Raw genomic sequence first — 20,632 nt, forward strand, 5'->3', positions numbered from 1 at the left:
AAAGAACCGGTCCCTCCCCGACGGGAAGAAGGAGAAGAACCAGCAAACCAAAACAAAATATTGGCACTGACATTCATCGACACACTGTTGAGTTCTCAAAGAACACGCACACACCACCACCACCCACACGAAGCAGGAGGATCCGGGGCAACCGTTCCAGCCTAGCCAGCCGCACGGAGCCGAGTCAAGACTCGAACTCTTCGGTGACCAGGATGTCAGATGATCTAGGGAGCCGGTGATCGAGGCCTTGCGGTCTCGGTCCGTGTCCGTGTCGCTCTGACTCGACAAAAGTTACGCGACGGATAACAGTGCGTCAAATCCGCAGGTCGGCCACACGACGGGCTCGCGACCATGCAGGTCAGCGCGCCGCTCCGGCGCCTCGCGGGCCTTCGAGTGCTCGAACCCCGACTGTGACCCCGCGCACGCGTGGCTCACACCGAGCGCCGTACGCCGGCCATGTTCTTCTTACCCCGACGCAGCACCAGCCACTCACCGTGCAGGAAGTCGTCCGCGGAGGGAGTCCAGTCCTCGGCAGCGATCTTCTGGTTGTTGACCGACACTCCCCCCTCCTTCACCACACGACGGGCGGCGCCCTTCGACTCGCACAGCGACGTGTCGACAAGAAGGTCGACGATCGTGCGCTCCTCCCCTGCCGGCAGCTCGGCGACGTCGGTCTCCGACAGCGCGGCCGACAGTGTCCCCGCGTCCAGGTCGCGAAGCTCTCCCCGGCCGAACAGGGCGGAGCTGGCAAGTTCGACGGCCGCGGTGTTGTCCGCGCCGTGCACCAGCGTCGTCATCTCCGCCGCCAGTCGCTTCTGCGCCGCGCGGGCCTGGGGTCGTTCTGCCGTCGCCGCCTCGAGTTCCGCCAGCTCGTCACGATCGAGGAACGTGAACCAGCGCAGGTACTTCACGACGTCGGCGTCGGCCGTGTTCACGAAGTACTGGTACCAGGCGTACGGCGACGTCATCTCAGGGTCGAGCCACAGGCTTCCGCCACCGGTGGACTTACCGAACTTCGTGCCGTCCGCCGCAGTGACCAGAGGAACGGTCAGCCCGTGCACGGCGTCGCCGTCCATACGTCGGGTGAGATCGATACCCGCGACGATGTTGCCCCACTGATCCGATCCGCCGACCTGCAAGGTGCATCCGTGCTGCCGATGCAGGTGCAGGTAGTCCTGCGCTTGCAACAACATGTAGCTGAACTCGGTGTAGGACATCCCGTCCGATTCCAGGCGCTTCTTCACCGTGTCCCGCGCCAACATCACGTTGACGGAGAAGTGCTTGCCGATGTCGCGGAGGAAGTCGATGGCAGACAGCGACGCGGTCCAGTCGAGGTTGTTCGCGATGACCGCACCGCCGGCACCCTCGAAGTCGACGAAGCGAGAGAGCTGACCCTTGATGCGGTCGGCCCACTCGGCCACCGTGTCACTCGAGTTCATGACGCGTTCGCCGACGTCACGCGGATCACCGATGAGTCCGGTCGCTCCGCCGGCCAGCACGATCGGACGATGACCCGCACGCTGGAAACGTGACAGGACCAGCAGCGGAACGAGGTGCCCTGCGTGCAAGCTCGGTCCCGTCGGATCGAATCCCGCGTAGAGGGTGATCGGGCCGTCCGCGGTGGTCGCCGCTGTCAGTGCCTCGATGTCTGTCGACTGGGCTATCAGTCCACGCCAGGTCAGGTCCTCGATGATGCTCACACCGCTGATTCTTTCGCATGCACGCACGTCACCCGACGGCGCCCTCAGGCCTGAGTACCGGGCTCCCCGGCGGGGTCTGTCGGAGCTCGCGGGCTCCGTCTATAGGCAGACACGGCCACCGAGGGAATCCAGAAACGCCACGGACGGTCGGGAGCGGTGGACACGCCGACACGAGGACCTGACTGTACCGGTGACGCCGTCTCGTCCGACAGCGTCACCGACACTTCCGCGCTCTCGGCGAAGACACGAACACCGTTGTGGGCCAACGACAGTGCGAGAACACTCCCGACGTTGCCAGGTCCGCGCGCCATACCGAACTCCGGTGCGCGGGGCCGCCGCGTCCTGGCGACCGCGAGACCGTCGACGACCTCACCCGCGCGGATCAGGACGGCGCCGGCCGTTCCGTCAGGACCACAGACGATGTTCGCGCACAGATGCATCCCGTAGCTGAGATAGACGTACAGGCGACCGGGCGGCCCGAACATGACCGAGTTGCGCGGTGTGGGGCCTCGGAACGAGTGCGCCGCGGGGTCGGGCCAGGGTCCGCCGGGATCTCCGCCGTACGCCTCCACCTCGACGATGCGCAGCGTGACGCCGGCGCAGGTCAGACTGGCGCCGAGCAGACGCGTCGCCGCGTCGACGGGAGTCGCGGACCCGAGAAGTCGTTCGGACGGCAGTACGGGGCCGGTCATGTCGGCGATCGACGAGTCGCAGTCGCTCCCGTCACTCCGCGATCGGAGCGGGCGCGGTCGCCCGAGCCAGAATGTCCTCGTGCTCGGCGTCGGTGGCGTCACGCGCATCGTCGATGAGCAGCACCGGAATGCCGTTCTCGATGGGGTAGACACGGCGCAGCCGGGGGTTGTAGAGCAGCTCGTCCTGGATCAGCAGAAGCGGACCCTTGTCCTGCGGGCAGGCGAGAATGCTGTGCAAGCGAGCATCGACGCTCAAGAGGACTCCTCGTTCCGTCGTCGCGTCGGTCTTCCGACGCGGTCTCACCCTACTGATGCGCGGTGAAGCGCTCCGCCGCCACTGCCTTCGTCATGCGCTTGTACTCGCCGGACGTCGACGCCAGATACCAGGTCTTGACCCCCGGACCGGGCAGTCCGGCAGCGCGCAGCGTGTCGTCGAGTGGTCGGAACGCGCGGCTCAGCGGGATGTCCGCGACCACGTGCACGACGTCGGGTCGCTCGGCCGGATCCAACACCGACAGCGCATCCGACACCATCGACGCCGTGAGGTTCTGACCCGCCCGCACGGTCACCGCGCACACCGACCACTGGTCACCGTGCTCCCCGATGCCGTACGCCACGGCCAGGTCCACCGGCTCCGCCTCGCCGATCGCGTCGGCTATCGGCTGCGGGTAGACGGGTCCGCGCGCGGTGGTGATCACCGAGCGCTTGTGCCCGAGCAACCAGTAGTCACCGCCCTCGTCCCGACGGAACAGCAGGTTGGTCGGAGTCCACACGTCGCCGGCACTGAAGACACCACGCATGAACGCGCCGCTGGAGTCGTCCAGTCCGGGGCGGCCGAGCAACAGGCCGGGTTCGCCGGTCTCGCAGTGTCGGACGAATCCCTGCTCGTCCACGAGGTACCGACCCGAGACGGCGTCGTATGCCGCGAGTTCCACCCGTGCACTGCCCGGCAGCGGGCGACCCTTTGCCCCGATCTTCGTTCCCGCCACGTTCGCGAGGACGACGTCGCCCTCGGTGGACGCGTAGAACTCGAGTACCCGCGCAGGTGCCAGTCGTTCGAGCGTGTGCCGCCACAGGTTGGTGGGCATGCCCGATCCGATGAGGAGCCGTACGGCGTGCTGTCCTCGGTGCGGAAGGGACTCCGACGTCAGGATGTCCCGCATCATGGTCCACGTGTAGGACACGACCGTGACGCCGTAGCGCTGCACCTCGTCCGCGAAGCGCTCGGGCTCGACACCGCGCGACAGCGCGATGCGGGACCCGCCCGCCAACGCGCCGCCCACCGCCACGAGCAGTCCGGCCGAATGGTGCAGCGGCGCCAGGCAGTACACGGTGTCGCCGCGGGACAGACCTGCGGAGCTGGCCGTACCGAAGGCCGACAGAGCCCAGCGGTAGTTGGTGATGAACTTGGCGTCCAGAGTGTCGTCGTTCCCGCTGAACAGCACGAAGGCGAGTTCCCGTGCGCGCCCGGGGTTGGGGACGTACCACCCCGGCAACTCCACGGTCGACGGGTCGACCTGCTCGAGATCCACGACCAGGTCGGAGTCCTCGATGTCGAGCGAGCGGGACTCGCCGCCGCCCAGGACCAGCACGTCCAGTCCGTGGTCGACGGATCCGGCCAGATTGTCGGGGTCGACGATCAGCAGTTCGACGCGCCCGAGTCGCAGCGACGCCGAGAGATCGCTGGTGGGCTGCAGCATGACGGCCACCGCACCGATGCGGGACAGTGCGGCGACGGCGGCGAGTGCGCTCGGACGTGTCTCCATCAGCACGCCGACGTGCATCGCGGGGCGTACACCGTTGACGATCAGGCCGCGCACCACGTTGTCGATGCGCTGGTCCACGGCGGCGTAGGAGTACACACGGTCGTCGAACACGAAGCACTCACCGGCACTCGCGCGCCGAGCCTGCTCACCGAGCAGACGACCGAGGGAGACCTGCGAATGAGGTTGCAGCTGGCCGAGTCTGGCGAGACGGGGCAGTGTGCGAGCGGCCTCGGACGAGATCTCACGAGACCCCTTCACGGCCCCGGCCGCCGCCGAGGCGATGCCGCGACCGAGACCCAGGCCGACCTCGGCGATGGTGGCCGCGGTGTGGACGAGACGATTTCCCACCGACACGCCGCTCTCCGAGGCCGGGTGCTCGTCGTACCCCATGGCGTGCACCTCGACCGGCCGCGGCCCCAGGCCCTCGCGCCACCGGATCCACCCCGCCGTGCTCGGCCACGTCTGCGTGGCCGCGGTGCTCCCCACCACCAGTCCGAAGTGCCCGGCGCGGAGCCCTGCTTCGTACACCTTGGCCCGCGGAGCCGCCTTGCGGATGCCGCGCACCGCGAGCGGTTGGCCGATGTCGTCGACCTCCCCCACGAACGCGAGGATCGGCATGGTCAGTTCCGCGAGCGAAACGACCTTGCCGCGGATGGAGAACCCACCCGTCATCATGCGGTTGTGCACGACGAACTGCGTCAACAGTTCCGCGACCGCCGGGCCCGACCAGGCGACCCACCCGTCCATCGCGAGGAACCGGCGCTGGGACTCGCGGGGCAGGAGCGCGTCCCGGTCGTGGAGCTGGAGCAGGAAGTCGATGCGCGACTTGACGGTCTTGGCCGGGTCGAGCAACTGGAACCCGGTGCGGGCCATCCAGTCGGTCACCGCGAGACGCGTGAACACGTGCTCGGCGAGGAACTCGGCACCCTTGGTGGCCACGTTCGCCGGGATCCCGAGAGGGAGCGCCGCGAGGGTGTCCACCGGACTGCCGAACGTGATGATGCTGGCGATGTCGCGACTCGAGCGGTACGCGGCGGCCTGGTAACAGAACATGCCGCCCTGCGAGTACCCACCGAGGTGGACCTCGCGACCCGTTCGCTCGGCGACGATGTCGATGATCTCGCTGATCGCGACGATGTGGTCCGCCAGCGTCCGGTTCCACCCGCCCTCCTCGGTGGCCGGCGAACCGAAGTCGACCACCCAGGGGTCCATCCCCGCCTCGTGCAGGATACCGACGCCGCCCTGGTCGCGGGTGACGTCGTAGACGTCGGCCGACATCATCATCGGCGGTACGAGCACGACGGGCGGACCCGTCTGCTCGGACTCCGGGAAGTACCGACGCAGCCGGTACATACGATCGCGCGCGACCACCGAGAAGGGAGACGGAACGGCATCCGTCTCGAGTCCCCCGAGACGGATGACCTCGAGCCCGTTCTGCGCCGTGGCGACCACACGCCGCAACGACGTCGCGACCGACCCGGTGTCGATTCCCAGCAACTGCACTCCTCGAAGGCGGCATCGATTCGGTTGGTGTGGTCCACGACTCGTCGACCGATGAGGACACAGCGTCTCACACCACTCCGACCGCTCGGATCGGGTCGTCCCGTCAGGCCGTGATCCACGTCCTGAGCTCGCCCGCGGTGCGCTGGACCACGATGATCTGCTCCGCCACCCGCGCGGGCGCGGTACCGCCGCGGCTGTCCCGCGAGCCGATGGATCCGTCGACGGTGAGCACCGAGCGGACCTCCGGCGTGAGCGCCGGGTCGATCGTCGCGAACTCCTCGTCGGTCAGTTCGTCCAGACCCACACCGCGCGACTCCGCACGTCGCACGCAGTCGCCTGCCACCTCGTGGGCGTGCCGGAACGGCACACCGTTGCGGACGAGCCACTCGGCGATGTCCGTCGCCAGCGTGAATCCCGCCGGCGCCAGCTCGCGCAGCCGGTCGGTGTGGAAGGTGAGAGTGGACACCAACCCTGTCAGGGCGGGCAGAAGCATCTCGAGCTGGAGCACCGAGTCGAAGACGGGCTCCTTGTCCTCCTGCAGATCACGGTTGTACGCGAGGGGCTGAGCCTTGAGCGTCGCGAGCAATCCGGTGAGATTGCCGATCAGTCGCCCGGTCTTGCCGCGCGTGAGCTCCGCGACGTCCGGGTTCTTCTTCTGCGGCATGATCGAACTGCCCGTCGACCATGCGTCGGCGAGCGTCACGTAGCCGTACTCGGGGGTACTCCACGACACGATCTCCTCGGCGAGACGCGACAGGTCCACGGCAGTCATGGCCAGGACGAACGCCGCCTCGGCGGCGAAGTCGCGCGAACTCGTCGCGTCGATCGAGTTCTCCGCGGAACCGTCGAACCCGAGCTCCGCGGCGATCTTCTCCGGGTCGAGTCCCAGCGACGAGCCCGCCAGGGCGCCCGAACCGTAGGGCGACACCGCGGCGCGGCCGTCGAAGTCCCGGAAGCGCTGCACGTCCCGCAGCAGCGGATGGGTGTGTGCGAGCAGATGATGCGCGAGCAGGACCGGCTGCGCGGCCTGCGAGTGCGTCTTGCCCGGCATCGCCGCGTCGGGATGTGCCTGCGCCTGCGCGGTGAGGGCCTCGACCACGTCCAGCACGCCCGCCGATACCCGCCGCACCGCGTCCCGCAGCCACATCCGGAACAGGGTCGCGACCTGGTCGTTGCGCGACCTGCCGGCGCGCAACCTGCCACCGAGCTCGGGTCCGACCCGGTCGATCAGCCCGCGCTCGAGGGCGCCGTGCACGTCCTCGTCGGACTCGGCGGGACCGAACGCACCCGAGTCGACGTCGGCGGCGAGCTGATCGAGGCCGGTGAGCATCGCCTCGAGATCGCCCGCCGTCAGCAGGCCGGCCGAGTTGAGCACGCGTGCGTGAGCCTTGGAGGCACGGACGTCGTACGGGGCGAGCACCCAGTCGAAGTGGGTCGACTTGCTCAGCGCCGCCATGGCTTCCGCGGGACCCGACGCGAAGCGCCCACCCCACAGAGCGCCCGCGTTGGTGCCGTGAGCGGGTGACGTCACAGGTCCGACTGTCCCTGCGCCGCCACCGCGCCACGGTCACGGCTGGCGGCGATCTTGGACGACAGGCCGTGCAGCTGCACGAAGCCCTTGGCCGACGACTGATCGAAGGTGTCGCCCGCGTCGTAGGTCGCGAGGTTGAAGTCGTACAGCGACTCCCCGCTGCGACGACCGTTCACGACGACGGTGCCGGCGTGCAGCACCAGGCGGATCTCGCCGGACACGTGCTCCTGGGTGTGCTGGACGAAGGTGTCGAGTGCACCCTTGAGCGGCGAGAACCACAGGCCGTCGTAGACCTGCTCGGCCCACTTCTGGTCCGTGTGCCGCTTGTAGCGGCCGAGCTCGCGTTCGAGGGTGACGTGCTCGAGCTCCTCGTGGGCACGGATCAGGACCATGGCGCCGGGAGCCTCGTAGACCTCGCGGCTCTTGATGCCGACGAGCCGGTCCTCGACCACGTCGAGGCGGCCGACACCCTGCTTGCCCGCACGGGTGTTCAGTTCCTGGATCGCCTGCAGCACCGACACCGGGCGGCCGTCGATGGCGGTCGGGCGTCCCTTGTCGAATGTGATGACCAGCTCGTCCGGCGCGTTGAAGTTGGCCGTCGGATCCTCGGTGTAGTCGTAGACGTCTTTGGTCGGGGCGTTCCACAGATCCTCGAGGAACCCGGTCTCCACGGCGCGACCCCACACGTTCTGGTCGATCGAGAACGGCGACTTCTTGGTGACGTTGATGGGGATGCTGTTCTCCTCGGCGAACGCGATGGCCTTCTCGCGGGTCCAGGCGTAGTCGCGCACGGGGGCCAGCACCTCGAGCTCGGGCGCGAGCGTGTTGAAGCCGACCTCGAAGCGCACCTGGTCGTTGCCCTTGCCGGTGCAGCCGTGAGCGACGACGGTGCCGCCGTGCGAGCGCGCGTTCTCGACGAGGTGCTTGACGATGAGGGGACGGCTGATGGCCGACACCAGCGGGTAGCGGTCCATGTAGAGGGCGTTCGACTGGATGGTCGGCAGGCAGTACTCGTCCGCGAACTCGTCCCGAGCGTCGACGACGACGGCTTCGACGGCGCCGCAGTCGAGTGCGCGCTGCCGGATGACCTCCATGTCCTCGCCACCCTGGCCGAGGTCGATCGCCACGGCGACCACCTCCTTGCCGGTCTCGCGGCCGATCCAGCTGATGGCGACAGAGGTGTCGAGACCGCCGGAGTAGGCGAGGATGACGCGTTCGGCCATGGGGTGTGTGCTCCTTCGTGTGATTCGGACGTTCTGGGATTCGGACTGGTGGTTCAGCGCGCGAGATTCTCGATGCGGTCGGCGAGCTCGCGTCCGGACAGCGGATCGCGGGCGATCACGAAGATGGTGTCATCCCCCGCGACCGTTCCCACAATCTCGGGCAGTGCCGCGCGGTCCAGTGCACTGGCGAGATAGTGCGCGGCTCCGGGCGGCGTGCGGAGAACGGCCATCGTGGAGCTGGCGTCGGTGGAGACGAGCAACTCGCCGAGCAGCCGGGAGAGCCGGTCGGTGCCGCCCGCCACCCCTCGGACCGGGCTGCCGTCCTCGGGAACGACGTAGACGCCCGCACCGCCGTCGGCGGCGCGAAGTTTGACGGCGCCCAACTCGTCGAGATCGCGGGAGAGAGTGGCCTGGGTGGCCTCGATCCCCTCCGCCGCGAGCAGCGACTGGAGTTCCTGCTGCGATCGGACCTGGTGGGTGGAGAGCAGGGCCACGACGCGCGCCTGGCGCCCGGCGCGCGTCGACGACGTCACCGGGCCCTGCGACTCGGCGGTCACGGCGTCCGTGGTCCCGATGCCGCCTGCTCGAGCAGCCACACCAGGACGGCCTTCTGTGCGTGCAACCGGTTCTCGGCTTCGTCCCACACGACGCTGCGAGGGCCGTCGAGCACCGTGTCGCTGATCTCCTCGCCGCGGTGGGCCGGGAGGCAGTGCAGGACGAGTGCCTCCGAGTCGGCACGGTCGAGCAGCGACTCGTTGATCTGGAACGGGCGGAGGGGTCCGACGCGGTCCAGGCCGTCGTTCTCCTGTCCCATCGACGTCCACGTGTCGGTGACCAGCACGTCGGCTCCGGTCGCGGCGGCGATCGGATCGTTCGTGACGGTCACGCTCGCTCCCGTCCGCTCACCGCGCTCCTGCGTGGCAGCCAGCACCGACGGGTCCGGCACGAAGCCCTCCGGGGCGGCGATCGTGACGTCGACGCCGGCGGTGACGGCGCCGAGCATGAGGGAGTGCGCCATGTTGTTGGCACCGTCGCCGAAGTACGAGAGGCGCAGACCTCTCAACGATCCCTTGCGCTCGGCGAGCGTCTGGAGATCGGCCAGCACCTGGCAGGGGTGGAAATCGTCGGACAGCGCGTTGACGATGGGCACGCTCGCCCCCGTCGCCATCTGCTCGAGGCGCTTCTGCCCGAACGTGCGCCATACGACGGCGTCGACGTAGCGGGACAGCACGCGCCCGGTGTCCTGCAGCGTCTCCTCGCGTCCGAGCTGCGTGCTGCGGCCGTCGACGACCACTGCGTGGCCGCCGAGCTGCGCGATGCCCATCTCGAACGAGAAGCGGGTGCGCGTCGAGTTCTTCTCGAAGATGACGCCGACGCCGCGCGGACCCTCCAGCGGGCGCCGCGAGAACGGTGCCTTCTTGAGTTCGGCTGCGAGAGCGAGGATCTCGGCCTGCTCCTCGGGGGAGAGATCGTCGTCTCGAAGGAAGTGCCGCAGTGTCACGAGGTCGCCTCTGCTGTCGGCCGCGCCTCGTCGAGGACCGCGGGAAGTGCACGGACGAACGATGCTGCCTGCTCGTCCGTGATGATCAGGGGCGGCGCCAGACGCAGGACGTTCGCCTGCGCCGCGTTCACCAGGAAGCCTGCGTGACGGGCCGCGGTCTCGACATCGGCCGCCACCGGCTCGGTGAGGACGATGCCCAGCAGAAGGCCCGCACCCCGTACGTGATCGACGAGGGGATGTCCGAGCGCCTCGATGTCGTGTCGCAGGATCTTGCCCAGCCGGTCGGCGTGCGAGAGCAAATCCTCGGACGCGAGAGTGCGCAGCACCGCCAGGGCCGCCGCCGAACACACCGGGTTGCCACCGAATGTGGTCCCGTGCTTCCCCGGGGTGAGCATGGCGGCTGCCGGGCCGATGCCGATGCAGGCGCCGATGGGCAGTCCCCCGCCCAGCCCCTTCGCGAGGGTGATGACGTCCGGGACGATGCCGAACCGCTGATGGGCGTAGAACCACCCCGTACGGCCGATGCCCGTCTGGACCTCGTCGAGGATCAGCAGGGCGCCGTGGCGCGCAGTGATCTCGCGCGCTGCGGGCAGATAGCCCTCCGGCGGGACGACGACTCCGCCCTCACCCATGATCGGTTCGAGGAAGACGGCGGCCGTGTTCTCGTCGACCGCCGCCTCGAGCGCGGCGATGTCGCCGTAGGGAACGTGCGACACACCGGCGGGCATGGGCTCGAACGGAGCCCGCTTGTCCGCCTGCCCCGTGAGCGCGAGGGCTCCCATGGTCCGACCGTGGAACGCGTTCTCCGCCGCGATGATGTTCGGTCGACCCGTGAGACGCGCGATCTTGAAGGCGGCCTCGTTCGCCTCGGTGCCGGAGTTGCAGAGGAACACCCGAGCATCGCCGCCGGCCGCGTGACCGAGGTGCTCGAGGAGGTGCTCCGCCAGTTCGATCGACGGCGGCGCCGCGTAGAGGTTGGACGTGTGGCCCAGCGTCGTCAGCTGGGCGGAGACCGCCTCGACGACGGCAGGATGTCCGTGGCCGAGGATGTTGACCGCGATCCCGGCGAGGAGATCGAGGTACTCCTTGCCGTCGGCGTCCGTCACCACGGCTCCCGAACCGCCGACCAGCGCCACGCGCGGCACGCCGTAGTTGTTCATCAGCGCATTCGAGAAGCGTTGCTGCAGTTGCTCCGTGCTGGTCATGCCCGTCCTCTCGTACTGCCGTCGTGCACCATCGTGCCGATGCCCTCGCCGGTGAACAGTTCCAGGAGCACGGAGTGCTCGAGTCGACCGTCGATGACATGGGCGCTGGGAACTCCCCCGCGCACCGCGCGCAGACACGCCTCCATCTTGGGGACCATGCCGGCGTCCAGGCCGGGCAGCAGTTCGGCGAGGACGTCCGCCTCGATCTCCGAGACGAGCGACCCGCGGTCCGGCCAGTTCGTGTAGAGCCCCTCGACGTCGGTGAGGACGACGAGCTTCTGCGCGCCGAGCGCCTCCGCGAGGGCCGCGGCCGCGGTGTCCGCGTTGATGTTGTGCACGACGCCGTCCGCGTCGGGAGCGATGGTCGAGACGACCGGGATGCGCCCGGCCTCGATGAGGTCGTGCACGGCAGCGGGATTCACCGTCGTCACGTCGCCCACCAGACCGATGTCGGTGGCGACACCGTCGACGGTCACGGTCCGTCGAGTCGCCGTGAACAGGTGCGCGTCCTCGCCGGAGATGCCGACAGCGTAGGGGCCGTGCGCGTTGATCAGTCCGACCAGCTCGCGACCTACCTGCCCGAACAGGACCATGCGCACGACGTCCATCACCTCGGGCGTCGTCACGCGGAAGCCGCCGCGGAACTCCCCCACCAGTCCGAGTCGAGTGAGCATGGCGGTGATCTGGGGACCGCCGCCGTGCACGACCACCGGGTGGATACCGACGGTGCGCAGGAACGCCATGTCGGCCGCGAACGCGGCCTTGAGTCGATCATCGATCATGGCATTGCCGCCGTACTTGACCACGACGACCTTGCCCGTCCACTGCTGGAGCCACGGGAGGGCGCCGGCGAGGATGCGTGCGGTGTCGTGTGCGGACACGGGCTCGGACGACGTCATGACGAGTACGCCGAGTTCTCTTCGACGTAGGCGTGCGACAGATCCGTGGTCCTGATCGACGCCGACGCGGAGCCGACACCGAGGTCCACCTCGACCGTGATGTCGACGGCCGAGAGATCGACCTCACGAGCGCCGGGCACACCCATGCTGTCGACGCACACGGGATCGCCGTTGAACGACACGACGATGCGATCGGGATCGAGCGCGACCGGCGCAATGCCCACAGCGGCGAGAACGCGGCCCCAGTTGGGATCGGAGCCGAACAGCGCCGTCTTGACGAGGGAATCGCGTGCGATGGTTCGCGCCGCCACGAGTGCGTCCTGTTCGGACTCGGCACCACCGACCCTGACGATGATCCGCTTGGTCACGCCCTCCGCATCGGCCATCAGCTGATCCGCGAGGTCGTCGCACACCGCGAGGACAGCGGCGTCGAGTTCCTCCTGTGTCGCCTCGATGCCGCTGGCACCGGACGCGAGGAGCAGCACCGTGTCGTTCGTGGAGGTCGCGCCGTCCACGTCGAGTCGGTCGAAGGACTGTGCCGTCGCGTGTCGGAGGGCGCGATCGAGCTGATCGGCGCTCGCCACGGCGTCCGTGGTGACGACACACAGCATCGTCGCCAGCGAGGGCGCCAGCATGCCGGCGCCCTTGGCCATGCCGCCCACGTTCCAGCCGTTCTCGTGGTGGATCGCGGCCTGCTTCGGCCGGGTGTCGGTCGTCATGATCGCGTAGGCCGCATCGGTGCCGCCCGAGATGCCTCCGGCGAGCTCGTGCACCACCTCGGTGACACCGCCGAGCACCTTGTCCATGGGCAACCGGTCGCCGATCAGTCCGGTCGAACACACGGCGATCTCGCCGGCGCCCGTCTCGGTTCCCCAGTCGCTGAGGGTCGATGCGAGGTGCTCGGCGGTACGGTGCGTGTCCCGGAATCCGGGCGCACCGGTGCAGGCGTTGGCGCCGCCCGAGTTCAGGACGACGGCGCGGAGCCGACCGGAGGTCAGCACCTGCTGCGACCACAGGACGGGCGCAGCCTTGATCTTGTTCAGGGTGAAGACACCGGCCGCTGCCAGATCGGGGCCCTCGTTGACCACGAGGGCGACGTCGAGGCCCCCCTTGGCCCGGAGACCGGCCTCGACCCCGGCGGCCCGGAATCCCGCTGCCGACGTCACACCCTGTGTGCGGACGAGAACCCCGGGAGCGCGCGTGGGGGCGCCGGGAGAGGACTGGGTGTGGTCGGTCATGGTGCTGTTCCCACCGTGGAGAGTCCGGCGCTCTCGGGGAGTCCGAGAGCGATGTTCATCGACTGCACCGCGGCACCGGCGGTGCCCTTCGTCAGATTGTCGATGGCGGCGAGGACCACCAGCAAGCCCGCGTCCTCGTCGACCGCCACCTGCAGGTGGACCGCGTTGGACCCGAGCACCGACCCCGTCTGCGGCAGCTGCCCCTCCGGGAGAAGGTGAAGGAAAGGTTCGTCGGAGCAGTACTTCTCGTAGACCGCACGCGCCTCGGAGGCCGACACTGTCGTCGGAGCGGTGCACGTCGCCAGGATGCCGCGCGGCATCGGAGCCAGCACAGGAGTGAACGACACGATCACGTCGGTGCCGGCGATGGCGGAGAGGTTCTGCGTGATCTCCGGCGTGTGGCGATGCGCGCCGGCGATGCCGTAGGCACGGACCGACCCCATGACCTCGGAACCCAGCAGGTCCGGCTTCGCCGCGCGACCGGCGCCGGAGGTGCCGCTCACGGCCACCACGGTCACGCGGGGCTCGACCATACCGGCAGCGAACGCTGGCGCCAGAGCCAGCGACGAGGCGGTGGGATAACACCCCGGGACCGCGATGCGCGTCGCTCCGACCAGGGCGTCCCGACCACCGGGCAACTCGGGCATGCCGTAGGGCCAGTGTCCGGCGTGCTCCCCGCCGTACCAGCGATCCCAGGCGGCGGCGTCGGTCAACCGGAAGTCGGCACCGCAGTCGATGATCAGCGTGGAGTCCGACAGCTGTTCGGCGAGGGCGGCTGACTTCCCGTGCGGGAGCCCGAGGAACACGACGTCGTGCCCCTCCAGGGCCGCGGCGTCCGTGTCCACCAGCACGCGGTCCGCGAGCGGAACGAGATGCGGATGGTGTTGCCCCAGCGTGGTTCCGGCGTTTCCACCGGCCGTCAGGGCGCCGATGGTCATCCGGCCGTCGAGCACTGCCGGGTGTCCGAGCAGCAGACGCAGGATCTCGCCACCCGCGTAGCCACTGGCGCCCGCGACGGCCACCCGGGTGCCCGTCGATGTCGATGCACTGTCCATACGATGATTATGCATGACGGTGCAAGCTCATTCAAAAGCGGCGCACCGTCAGTGTCGGAGCTCGGCTCCCACCGCCGTCGCCGCTGCCGCGACGGCGGCATCGCGAGCGGCACTCGCCTCGTCCTCGGTCAACGTACGGTCGGCCGCTCGGAACCGCAGGGCGAAGGCCAGCGACTTCCGGCCGGAACCGACCTGATCGCCGGAGAACACGTCGAAGACACGAATGTCCTCGAGGAGTGGGCCCGCCCCCGACATCAGAGCCGACTGCACGGCGGCGGCCGGGACGGACTCGTCGACGACGACCGCGACGTCCTGCAGCACGGCGGGGAACGGCGAGATGGACGGCGACGGCAGCGGCTCGCGGGTGGGAACGAGATCGAGGTCGATCTCCACCGCGCAGGTCCGCGGCGGCAGACCGGCGCGCTCGAGGACACCGGGATGCAGCTCACCCGCGTGCCCGACCACGACACCGTCGACAACGACTTCGGCACACCGGCCCGGATGCCACGGAAGGTATTGGGCGGACCGGAGTTCCACCTCGACACCGGACGCGCTCGCGATCGTCCTCGCTGCGCTGAAGGCATCGGTGGCGTCGGCGGGGCGGCCGGCGCCCCACGGCCCGGGTGCCGTCACCGCACCGGTCAGCACGACGGCGGCGTGCAGCGGCTGCACCGGCAACGACTGCTTCAGAGCGTCGATCTCGTCCTCGGTGGGACGACGGTCGACGGCGAGCGCATCGATCGGCCGCGTGCCCTCGCCCGGTTCGACGACCTGCGCGACGGCGAACAGCGCCAGATCCCGCTGTCCGCGCGAGACGTTGCGCTGGGCGATCTCCAGGAGACCGGGGACGAGAGTGGTCGCCAGTTCGGGTCGGTCCGCCTCCAACGGATTGAGCACCCGCGTGGTCACCCGGCGCGGATCGTCCGCGTCGAGTCCCCAGACGTCGAAGACCCCGGCCGGCAGGAACACGGGCGCGAGGACCTCGACGTGCCCCGTGTAGGCCAGTGCCCGACCCACCGCCCGGCGACGACGCTGGGCGGCGGTGAGTCCGCGGCCCGCGGGAGCGTGCGGCAGGACGGACGGAATGGACTCCAGTCCCTCGAGTCGCAGCACCTCCTCGACCAGGTCGGCGGCCTGACGGAGGTCGGGACGCCACGTCGGCGGCGTCACGACGGCCACCCCGCGCCCGGCCTCGGACACGTCCACGCCGACCTCGCACCCGACCTGGGTGAGGCGGCGCACCGCGGTACCGCTCGGATAGGTCACACCCGCCACCCGGTCCGGCAGGTCGAGATCCATGGTCACGGTGTCGGACACCGTCGGTGCACCGATGTCGGTGAGCAGCGGCTCCACCCGGCCGCCCGCGATCGAGGCCAGCAGTGCGGCGGCACGGTCGAGCGCGCGCACCGGGAGAGCGGAGTCCACCACTCGTTCGTAGCGACGGCTGGCCTCACTGGGCAGCCGGTGACGGCGCGCGGTGCGGAACACGGCGAGCGGGCTCCAGATGGCCGCCTCGAGCAGGATGTCGGTGGTCTCGTCGCCCACCTCGGTGGACGCGCCACCCATGACACCGGCCAACGACACCACGCCGGACTCGTCCGCGATGACGACGTCCTCCGGGTCGAGGGTGCGCACGGTGTCGTCGAGGGTGCGGAGCGTCTCCCCCGCCTCGGCCCGGCGGACCACCAACCCGCCCGACAGCGCGGAGGCGTCGAACGCGTGGAGCGGTTGGCCCAGTTCGAGCATGACGTAGTTGGTGACGTCGACCGCGGGCGAGATGGGTCGCACCCCGGACAGCAGCAGCCGCCGCTGGATCGTCCAGGGGGTCACCGCCGCCGGATCGATGCCCACGACGCGGCGCGCGGCGAAACGGGTGGCACCCGACTCGGAACGGACGTCGACGGGCCACGCCTCGCCCTCGGAGGCGGCCGCGGACACGACGGGCTGCGGGGCGTCGGCGGGATCGACGAAGTCCACGTCGAAACCGCACGCCAGTTCGCGGCCGAGACCGCGCACGCTCAGGGCGTATCCGCGATCGGGCGTCACATTGACGTCGAACACGGTGTCGTCCATGCCCAGAACGGCGAGTGCATCGTCGCCGGGCTCGGCCGTGCCGGCAGGCAGCACGAGAATGCCGGAGTGATCCGAACCGATACCGAGCTCGGACACCGAGCAGATCATGCCGTCGGACGTGCGCCCGTACGTGGACCGCGCGGCGATGGCGAACCCGCCGGGCAGAACACTGCCGGGAAGTGCGGCCACGATGAGGTCGCCCTCCGCGAAGTTCCGTGCACCGCACACGATTCCGCGGGGCTCCGCCTCGCCCACCTCGACCAGGCAGAAGCGGATCGGCTTCTTGAACTCGGTCAACTCCTCGATGGACTGCACACGGCCGACGACCAACGGGCCCGTGATCTCCGGAAGAGGGATGACATCCTCGATCTCGAAGCCGACGGACACGAACCCCGCGTCGAGCTCGTCAGCAGTGACGCTCCACTCGGGAGCGGCCTTCCGGACGACCTCGGTCAACCAGGACTGGGGCACTCGCACGACTTCTCCACTCTCTCTGTCTGAATGCTTGTCTGCAGGGGCCGAGCGTCAGCCGGCCACGCCGAAGGGCAGGCTGAACCGCACGTCGCCCTCGACGATGTCGCGCATGTCGGGAATGTCGTTGCGGAACTGCAGCGTTCGCTCGAGGCCCATACCGAAGGCGAACCCGCTGTAGATCTCCGGGTCGACGCCACAGGCGCGCAGCACGTTCGGATTCACCATGCCGCAGCCACCCCATTCGACCCAGCCCGCTCCACCCTTCTTGCGGGGGAACCACACGTCCACCTCCGCGGACGGCTCGGTGAACGGGAAGTAGTTGGGGCGCATCCGGGTCCGCGTCTCCGGGCCGAACAACGCACGCGCGAACGCGTCGAGCGTGCCGCGGAGATTGGCGAGCGTGAGCCCCTTGTCCACGGCGAGTCCCTCGACCTGATGAAAGACGGGCGTGTGCGTCGCGTCGAGTTCGTCCGTACGGAACGTACGCCCGGGGCACACCACGTAGATCGGCAGGTCGCGCTCGAGCATCGACCGCACCTGCACCGGCGAGGTGTGCGTGCGCAGCACCTGACGAGACCCCTCGGGCGCGACGTGGAACGTGTCCTGCATCGTCCGCGCGGGATGGTCGGGCAGGAAGTTGAGCGCGTCGAAGTTGAAGTGCTCGGTCTCCACCTCCGGGCCCTCGGCCACCTCCCACCCCATCGCCACGAAGACGTCGGCGACCTGATCGGCGATGACGGTGATGGGATGGCGGGCACCCACCGGGCGGCGGACGGACGGCAGGGTCACGTCGATCGCCTCGGCGACGAGCACGGCCGCGTCACGTTCGGCGAGCAGCACCTCACGACGATCGTCGAACGCGATCCGCACGCGGTCACGCGCCACCTTGACCCGCTTGCCGGCGTCGGCCCGCTCGGTCTTCGGCAGCGAGCCCAACGCGCGCTGTGCGAGCGCGAGGGGCGCCTTGTTCCCGATGTGGTGGATCTTGGCCTCGGACAGAGCGTCGATGTCGGACGCGGCGGCGAAGGCGGACTCGGCCTCGGTGACGGCTGCGTCCAGCGCCGCGTCGGTCAGCGCCTCCGCGTCGGCAGCGGCCTGATCGGCCTGCGCTTCACCCTCGTTGCGCTCCACGTCCACACACTCCATCGTCTCGATCGGCGAGCACCTCTGTCGCGGTGCTCCTCACGGTCGCCGGGCAGAACCCGGCGGGGAAAGCCTAGGCGGTGCCCCCGCGGCGCTGCACCCGCGCACCGGCGTACAGACACACGGCGGCCGCGGTGGCGAGGTTGAGACTCTCGGCGCGGCCGTGGATGGGAATGCGCACCCGGTGATCCGCAGCAGCCGCGACCTCGCGGGACAGCCCGTGCGCCTCGTTGCCGAACACCCAGGCGGTGGGCCCGGCCAGCGCGTCGTCGGCGTCGTCGAGGTCCAGTTCACCGTCGACGGTCGTCGCCAGCAGACTGGCGCCGGTCGCACGGACCGCGTCGAGTACCGCCGTCACCGAACGCTCCCGTGCGACGGGGAGATGGAAGAGACTTCCGGCGGACGCGCGGACGCTCTTGCCGTTCAGCGGATCGACACTGTCCCCGGCGAAGATCACCGCGCCGGCGCCGGCGGCGTCCGAAACGCGCAGGATGGTGCCCGCGTTGCCCGGCTCGGAGATGTCGACGACGACCGTCACGAGTGACGGGTTCGCGGCCAACGCCTCGGCCAGGGAGACGACGACGGACGTGCACACGGCCACGATTCCCGGCGGCGTCACGGTGTCCGACAGCGATTTCGCCGCGCGCTCGGTCATCAGCTGCGGCTGCGCACCGGCCGCGGCCGACGCCTCGAGCAGTCCGCGGTGCTCGTCGAACCAGCGCTCGGTGGCGAACACCTCGCGCACGACACCGGCGGCGACCGCCTCGGTCACCGCGTTCTCGCCCTCCGCGAGGAAGAGGCCGGTTCGCCGACGTTCGACGCCGCGCTGCAGCTTGACAGCCGAAACGACCCGCGGAGTCCGCTCGGTGAGCGGCGCCGCGGGTCGTGACGGAGTGTCGTCGAAGCGCCTGATCAGGCTGCTTCTCCGGCCGGTGCGTTGATGTCGGCAGGCAGTGCCGCCTTGGCGATCTCGACGAGTGCGGTGAACGCCGCAGCGTCGGAGACCGCGAGCTCGGCGAGGATCTTGCGGTCGACCTCGACCTCGGCGATCTTCAGACCCTGCACGAAACGGTTGTACGTGATGTCGTTCGCCCGAGCTGCCGCGTTGATACGCGTGATCCACAGCTTGCGGAAGTCACCCTTGCGAGCGCGGCGATCGCGGTACGCGTAGGTGAGCGAGTGGAGCTGCTGCTCCTTCGCCTTGGTGTAGAGACGCGAACGCTGCCCGCGGTATCCGCTGGACGCCTCGAGAATCGAACGACGCTTCTTCTGGGCGTTGACCGCCCTTTTCACGCGTGCCACTGGTGAATCCTGTCGTAGTGGGGCCTAGGGCCCGGGTGGGAAAGAGATCAGAGACCGAGAAGCCGCTTGACGCGGGGAACGTCGTTGGGGCTGACGACGGCCTTGCCGTCGAGGCGACGCGTCACGCGCGAGGACTTGTGCTCGAGCAGGTGGCGGCGGCCGGCCTTCTGGCGCAGGATCTTTCCGCTACCGGACACCTTGAATCGCTTCGCGGTGCCGCTGTGAGTCTTCGACTTGGGCATGAGTCCTCAGTTCTGTTACTTCGGTCGGTGGTGCTGGTGGATCCGAACGCTCAGGCGCTCGGTGTGGCTGGTGCCTGCGGCGTCGCCGGCGTCTGCGGAGCAGCGGGTGCCGGCGGTGTCGCCTCGGCGGCGGGTGCAGCAGTCGGCGCGGAGGCCGGCGGCGGCACGGTGGCGCGCGGTGCGTTGGACGCCTCCGCTGCCTTCGCCCTGGTCTTGGCGCCCTTGTGCGGAGCCAGGACCATCGTCATGTTGCGGCCGTCCTGCTTGGCCGAGGTCTCGACGAAGCCGTGCTCGGCGACGTCGGCGCCCAGGCGCTGCAGGAGGCGGTAACCGAGTTCGGGCCGCGACTGCTCGCGTCCACGGAACATGATGGTCACCTTGACCTTGGACCCGGCCTCGAGGAAGCGGACGACATGGCCCTTCTTCGTCTCGTAGTCGTGGTCGTCGATCTTGGGACGAAGCTTCTGCTCCTTGATGACCGTGAGCGTCTGGTTCTTGCGCGACTCACGAGCCTTCTGCGCGGCTTCGTACTTGAACTTGCCGTAGTCCATGATCTTGCAGACCGGCGGACGGGCGTCGGGTGCGACCTCGACGAGGTCGAGATCGGCTTCGACAGCCAGGCGGAGTGCATCTTCAACACGCACGATCCCCACCTGTTCACCGCCAGGTCCGACGAGTCGGACTTCGGGAACTCGGATGCGATCGTTGATGCGGGTCTCAGTGCTGATGGGGCCTCCTCGGTAGTGCGGTGACGGATGGTGGTGCTCGACCCGATGCGGTGCGCCGTCCTACGCGCTCCACACCGGCGCTCGTGCTCTCCGTCTACCTCGACACCGTGGCCACCCGATTTGTTCCCGCGGGAACCTTCCGAACGACGAAAACCCCGTCGCTCACGATCGAGATCGCGAGCAGCGGGGTCCGGTACCGACCGGTCGACGGATGTCACCATCCGCGGGCCACCTCGTCTCGTCGACGAAGCGCACCACTTCCCGATGTGGCTGGGAAGGACCGGAACCACTGCCCGGCGAACCGTGCGGTGGTGGGAGTCGGACTCCACTTGCTGCCTCCGGGTTCCACATCCGTGC

Annotated in this window: 18 protein-coding genes; all 18 read right to left on the bottom strand. The window is 69.1% G+C overall.

From position 1 onward, the window contains the following. Positions 1–431 precede the first annotated feature (431 nt). The 18 genes from tyrS to infC all read right to left on the bottom strand — a co-directional run bounded on the left by tyrS (position 432) and on the right by infC (position 20,275). A complete protein-coding gene (gene tyrS / locus J4E04_RS11850; RefSeq protein ID WP_037186630.1) occupies positions 432–1,700 on the bottom strand; it encodes a tyrosine--tRNA ligase in 1,269 nt (422 codons plus the stop codon). 44 nt (positions 1,701–1,744) lie between these two features. Then, positions 1,745–2,392, bottom strand: a complete 648-nt coding sequence (locus tag J4E04_RS11855; protein ID WP_222627006.1) for a DNA-3-methyladenine glycosylase — start codon at positions 2,390–2,392, stop codon at positions 1,745–1,747. A 31-nt stretch (positions 2,393–2,423) separates the two neighbouring features. Continuing rightward, positions 2,424–2,648, bottom strand: a complete 225-nt coding sequence (locus tag J4E04_RS11860) for a Trm112 family protein (protein ID WP_027506733.1) — start codon at positions 2,646–2,648, stop codon at positions 2,424–2,426. A gap of 49 nt (positions 2,649–2,697) precedes the next feature. Then, complete coding sequence (locus J4E04_RS11865; protein WP_490148671.1) at positions 2,698–5,655, bottom strand: AMP-binding protein; 2,958 nt, start codon at positions 5,653–5,655, stop codon at positions 2,698–2,700. A gap of 109 nt (positions 5,656–5,764) precedes the next feature. Further along, positions 5,765–7,192, bottom strand: coding sequence for an argininosuccinate lyase (gene argH / locus J4E04_RS11870; RefSeq protein ID WP_027506735.1), 1,428 nt, complete (start codon positions 7,190–7,192; stop codon positions 5,765–5,767). Then, a complete protein-coding gene (locus J4E04_RS11875; protein WP_222638613.1) occupies positions 7,189–8,415 on the bottom strand; it encodes an argininosuccinate synthase in 1,227 nt (408 codons plus the stop codon). The genes argH and J4E04_RS11875 overlap by 4 nt, the downstream gene beginning before the upstream one ends. Positions 8,416–8,468: 53 nt before the next feature. Continuing rightward, entirely contained in the window at positions 8,469–8,990 is a 522-nt protein-coding gene (locus tag J4E04_RS11880; protein WP_197027837.1) for an arginine repressor, read from the bottom strand. Then, positions 8,969–9,916 (bottom strand): ornithine carbamoyltransferase, encoded by a 948-nt coding sequence (gene argF, locus J4E04_RS11885; RefSeq protein WP_490148672.1) that lies wholly within the window; start codon positions 9,914–9,916, stop codon positions 8,969–8,971. Before argF ends, J4E04_RS11880 begins: the two co-directional genes overlap by 22 nt. After that, on the bottom strand, positions 9,913–11,121 hold the full coding sequence (locus J4E04_RS11890; RefSeq protein ID WP_056447982.1) for an acetylornithine transaminase: 1,209 nt from the start codon (positions 11,119–11,121) through the stop codon (positions 9,913–9,915). The genes argF and J4E04_RS11890 overlap by 4 nt, the downstream gene beginning before the upstream one ends. Beyond that, entirely contained in the window at positions 11,118–12,020 is a 903-nt protein-coding gene (gene argB / locus J4E04_RS11895; RefSeq protein WP_027506740.1) for an acetylglutamate kinase, read from the bottom strand. Before argB ends, J4E04_RS11890 begins: the two co-directional genes overlap by 4 nt. Beyond that, positions 12,017–13,258 carry a bifunctional glutamate N-acetyltransferase/amino-acid acetyltransferase ArgJ gene (gene argJ / locus J4E04_RS11900; protein ID WP_490148673.1) on the bottom strand — a complete coding sequence of 414 codons (1,242 nt, stop codon included), beginning with the start codon at positions 13,256–13,258 and terminating at the stop codon, positions 12,017–12,019. The genes argB and argJ overlap by 4 nt, the downstream gene beginning before the upstream one ends. After that, positions 13,255–14,313, bottom strand: a complete 1,059-nt coding sequence (argC, locus tag J4E04_RS11905) for an N-acetyl-gamma-glutamyl-phosphate reductase (RefSeq protein ID WP_328809872.1) — start codon at positions 14,311–14,313, stop codon at positions 13,255–13,257. The genes argJ and argC overlap by 4 nt, the downstream gene beginning before the upstream one ends. A gap of 48 nt (positions 14,314–14,361) precedes the next feature. After that, the gene (gene pheT / locus J4E04_RS11910; protein WP_490148674.1) at positions 14,362–16,863 is read right to left on the bottom strand and encodes a phenylalanine--tRNA ligase subunit beta; all 2,502 of its coding nucleotides are present in this window, start codon (positions 16,861–16,863) and stop codon (positions 14,362–14,364) included. 48 nt (positions 16,864–16,911) lie between these two features. Continuing rightward, entirely contained in the window at positions 16,912–17,991 is a 1,080-nt protein-coding gene (gene pheS, locus J4E04_RS11915; RefSeq protein ID WP_027506744.1) for a phenylalanine--tRNA ligase subunit alpha, read from the bottom strand. Between the two features lie 85 nt (positions 17,992–18,076). Next, positions 18,077–18,916: a TrmH family RNA methyltransferase gene (locus J4E04_RS11920; protein ID WP_037186780.1), complete on the bottom strand. Its 840-nt coding sequence runs from the start codon at positions 18,914–18,916 to the stop codon at positions 18,077–18,079. Next, positions 18,916–19,305 (bottom strand): 50S ribosomal protein L20, encoded by a 390-nt coding sequence (gene rplT / locus J4E04_RS11925; protein ID WP_027506746.1) that lies wholly within the window; start codon positions 19,303–19,305, stop codon positions 18,916–18,918. The genes J4E04_RS11920 and rplT overlap by 1 nt, the downstream gene beginning before the upstream one ends. Positions 19,306–19,352: 47 nt before the next feature. After that, positions 19,353–19,547: a 50S ribosomal protein L35 gene (gene rpmI / locus J4E04_RS11930; RefSeq protein ID WP_027506747.1), complete on the bottom strand. Its 195-nt coding sequence runs from the start codon at positions 19,545–19,547 to the stop codon at positions 19,353–19,355. Positions 19,548–19,597: 50 nt separating this feature from the next. After that, positions 19,598–20,275: a translation initiation factor IF-3 gene (gene infC / locus J4E04_RS11935; protein ID WP_082544654.1), complete on the bottom strand. Its 678-nt coding sequence runs from the start codon at positions 20,273–20,275 to the stop codon at positions 19,598–19,600. Positions 20,276–20,632 lie beyond the last annotated feature (357 nt).

The sequence above is a fragment of the Rhodococcus sp. NFXS4 genome, from assembly GCF_058139645.1.